The organism is Xanthomonas populi (assembly GCF_002940065.1).
Lineage (GTDB): Bacteria > Pseudomonadota > Gammaproteobacteria > Xanthomonadales > Xanthomonadaceae > Xanthomonas > Xanthomonas populi.
The window spans coordinates 1-3,234 of record NZ_MDEJ01000234.1; the positions used below are offsets into that span (position 1 = coordinate 1).

The window sequence follows — 3,234 nt, forward strand, 5'->3', positions numbered from 1 at the left end:
TTAGGGAAAATTGCTCTGGTGTGATCTCCATACCCGATAGTTTACTCGCTCAGGCCATTAGTGTTAACAGGCCCTAGTCGATGGAAGGGCGAAAGGTGACCGGCAGGCGTTGCGGGCAGCGAATGACGTAGGACGGTATGTAGGTCACGTCTTCGGCGGCGATGGCCAGCGCCAGGTCATCCAACCGTTCAAACAGCGCAGGAAAGGCGCAGCGCAGTTCCAGGCGCGCCAGAGCAGCGCCCAGGCAGAAGTGGGGCCCTGACCGAACGACAGATGGGGGTTATGGCGGCGAGTGACATCGAACCTGTCGGCGCCTGGACCGAAGGCCTCCTCGTCGCGATTGGCCGCATGGAACGCCATCAGCACGGCATAGCCGCGGCGCACGGGGCAGCCTTCGATATCCATATCCTGCGTGGCATAGCGGAACGGAAAATTCGCCACGCTGCTGCACCAGCGCACTATCTCCTCGATCGCTTGCGGCCACGGTACCTGGCCGCTGCGCACCAAGTGCAATTGCTGCGGATGGGTCAGCAAGGCCAGCACGCCATTGCCGATGACGCCGGTGGTAGTCACGAAACCCGCGGAGAGCACCATGAACAGCATGTCGATGAGTTCGGTATCGGACACCAGTTCGCCGTTGTCGCGCCCGGCGATCAGCGCCGAGGCCAGATCGTCGCCTGGCTCGCGCCGCTTGCGCGCGATCAGCCGATGGAAGAACTCCGGAATGCGCTGGCGCGTCTGTTGAACCTCTTCTGCGGTGGCGGAGGTGTTGGCCAGTAGCCGTCCGAGCGTGCCGTGATGGCCTGCAGCCCAGGTCACTCCATTGCCGGGAAGCGCTACCGGCGCCATCCCCGGCCGCTGCAGAATCGCGGAAGATAAAGAATCCAGTTGCGTGGGAGCGACCGAAACATCGATCACGTCGCAATGATCGTTTTCTGGGCACATGCCAAAATTCCTTGAATGGCAGCAGGACAATCTCAGGATTAAGGCAAAGCCTCGCGCAGTGCACTGGTCGAAGAAGAAGTCGACTCCCTGCGCGATAGCGGCGACGACTCAGATGGCGCGGCCTGCTCTGTGGTGTGGGTTGTATAACGCTCAGGTGAGCCTGCAACGCTCGGCTTTGAAGCGCATAGACCCATGTCGATTTCCTGCAGTGACTGTAGAAGCAAGTTTGGCGGGGAGCGCTCCGGTTCGCTTCGCATCACCGAAGTCACAGCTGGGACAACGAAGGCATTGACACGGAGGATGACCGAGCCTTCCCCAAACAGGCTGATCATCGGCTTGCCGGCGTTGCACCGGCTGAGATGGCCTCAACGGGGCGCGGTGGCCGCAGCTGCGTCAGGAGCTGTTCCAACGTGCTCAGGCGCACCGTTGCCCGCAAGGTGTCCGCCTCGGCGTGTTCCCGGCGCTGGCGCTCTTCGACCAGGTCGGTCCGCGCCGCCGCGAGTTCGGCGCGCACGCTTTCCAGCGCTAGGACATCGTCGGTCCAACGCGCCTGCAGGCCTTGGTGCTCGGCGGCCGCCAGGTGCAGCGCGTCGCGCTCGCGTTGCTGGGCGTCGGCTCGCTGGCGTGCCTGCGTCAGTTCCCGCTCCAGGCGGGTGTGGCGTTCCAGCCACTGGCCATTGTCGCGGTTGAGCTGCATCAGGTCGTGGTTCTTGGCGGTCAAGGCATCGTTGGCCTGCCGTAGCGCAACCTGCAGTTCCTGTACTTGGCGCCGGGGCGCTGTCGCGCTGGTGCCCGGTGGCCGCGACGTCGCGCTGGATCGCGGCGGCCGCGTTGACCGACGGCCCGGTGTTCCGTGCGATCGACCAATGGGGTGGTGTCGCCGACACTGCCTTGCACCCCAACAGTCTGGTGCCGCTGCTACGGCGCATCTTCGGTGAGGCCGGCTCGGCGTCGCCGAACCCTTACAGTGGGCACTCGCTGCGGCGCGGCTTCGCCGGCTGGGCCAACGCCAACGGCTGGGACATCAAGCGTCTGATGGAATACGTCGGCTAGTGTGACGTGCACTCGGCAATGCGCTACCTCGACGGGGCCGATCCGTTCGCGCGCCAGCGCATCGAAGCCAGTCTTCCGGAAACGCCCGCGCTGCCAAGGCCTGCAACGACCTGAGGGTGCTGGATGGCGTCGATCGAACGGACCGCATACCCCAATTCAAGCGCAGCCCGCTCGTCCTCACCGATAGCGCCCGGCAACCAGCCCACCGCTTGATCCTGGCCCTGCTGCTGAAATCTTTCCAGCGCCTGGTCTAGTTTTCCACCGGTGACGAGGTTCCTGCAGCCGTCGTCCGACACATCCGCAATGCTGCGGTGCCGGAATCCAGGTCAACCCTATCGAGATCGCGCCGAACAAGCGCTATCGCTACCAAACAGCTCGTCCGTGACCGCATTGAACTGCCTGCTTTCTCTGCTGGCGTGTCGTGTTCGTCTCTTGGTCAATGGCTGTTACCTCGCCCTCATTGACCCACGACTGACGGTCGACGAGAAGCGACGGCTCGATCCACGTGAAAGGGTTCGGCGATTACCTGGGCGACGTGGAGACAATCCCTGATCCGACGAAGTGGAGCTTCGGCTGAACCCCTATGCCGGAACTAAGGCGCGGCCTTTGGAGCGCCTGCAGGCATCTACAAAAACTTATTTCCCAACAGCAAGTTAGCTCATTATTTGGCTGTTTTTTTTACACGAATCCCTGCCGACCCTCAACACCAACTCGGCGGCAATCAGGGTGCGCCAGGCGCAGGCCCAGCCGATCTTCAACCCGGACAGGATCGCCGGCCGCGCGGCGGGAATCAGCAGCAGCGCGACGTAGCGCGGCCCACGCAGCCCATAATTGCGCTCTGCCATGCGCAGCGTCTCCGGCACCGCCTGGAAGCTGGCGTAGGTGGTCAGCGCCAGCGGCCATAGCACCGAATGCACCAGCACGAACACCAGACTGCCGGTGCCCAGGCCGAACCACAACAAGGCCAGCGGCAGCAGCGCGATGGCCGGCAGCGGGTTGTGAACATGGCGGTCAGCGTGCCGAGCACATCGCGGCCCCAACGTGTGGAGGCGGCCAGCGCGATTAGCACCACGCCGAGCGCATAGCCCTGTGCCAATACGCAGATTAGGTCGACTGGGCGACGAACAACAGGGTAATTCTCGTTAAACGTATCCAAGCGCTGAGGTTTCCCCACGTTTTCCCGAGATAGATCAGCTGGTTGCACCCGGATCGTGTAGAAACAAGTGCGCGCATGGC

Annotated in this window: 2 protein-coding genes and 3 pseudogenes; 1 reads left to right on the forward strand and 4 read right to left on the reverse strand. The window is 63.1% G+C overall.

The features are described from left to right. Positions 1-144: 144 nt before the first annotated feature. The gene (locus XpopCFBP1817_RS22325; protein ID WP_244171279.1) at positions 145-945 is read right to left on the reverse strand and encodes a cytochrome P450; all 801 of its coding nucleotides are present in this window, start codon (positions 943-945) and stop codon (positions 145-147) included. Between the two features lie 328 nt (positions 946-1,273). Then, positions 1,274-1,711: pseudogene (locus tag XpopCFBP1817_RS20225) on the reverse strand (DNA-binding protein); the annotation flags it as partial. Between the two features lie 8 nt (positions 1,712-1,719). On the opposite strand from XpopCFBP1817_RS20225, the pseudogene XpopCFBP1817_RS20230 reads away from it, so the two are divergent. Further along, a pseudogene (locus XpopCFBP1817_RS20230) lies at positions 1,720-2,103 on the forward strand (site-specific integrase); the annotation flags it as partial. Here the strand turns inward: XpopCFBP1817_RS20230 and XpopCFBP1817_RS22330 are convergent. Together XpopCFBP1817_RS22330 and XpopCFBP1817_RS20235 are read right to left on the reverse strand one after the other, a co-directional pair. Beyond that, positions 2,022-2,294: a hypothetical protein gene (locus XpopCFBP1817_RS22330; protein ID WP_208619682.1), complete on the reverse strand. Its 273-nt coding sequence runs from the start codon at positions 2,292-2,294 to the stop codon at positions 2,022-2,024. The pseudogene XpopCFBP1817_RS20230 and the gene XpopCFBP1817_RS22330 overlap by 82 nt on opposite strands. 357 nt (positions 2,295-2,651) lie before the next feature. Next, positions 2,652-3,100 (reverse strand): annotated as a pseudogene (locus XpopCFBP1817_RS20235) (ABC transporter permease); the annotation flags it as partial. Between the last annotated feature and the right edge of the window lie 134 nt (positions 3,101-3,234).

Coding starts and splice junctions, on each gene's coding strand:
- XpopCFBP1817_RS22325 (WP_244171279.1), bottom strand. CDS start 945: ATGTGCCCAGAAAACGATCATTGCGACGTGATCGATGTTTCGGTCGCT.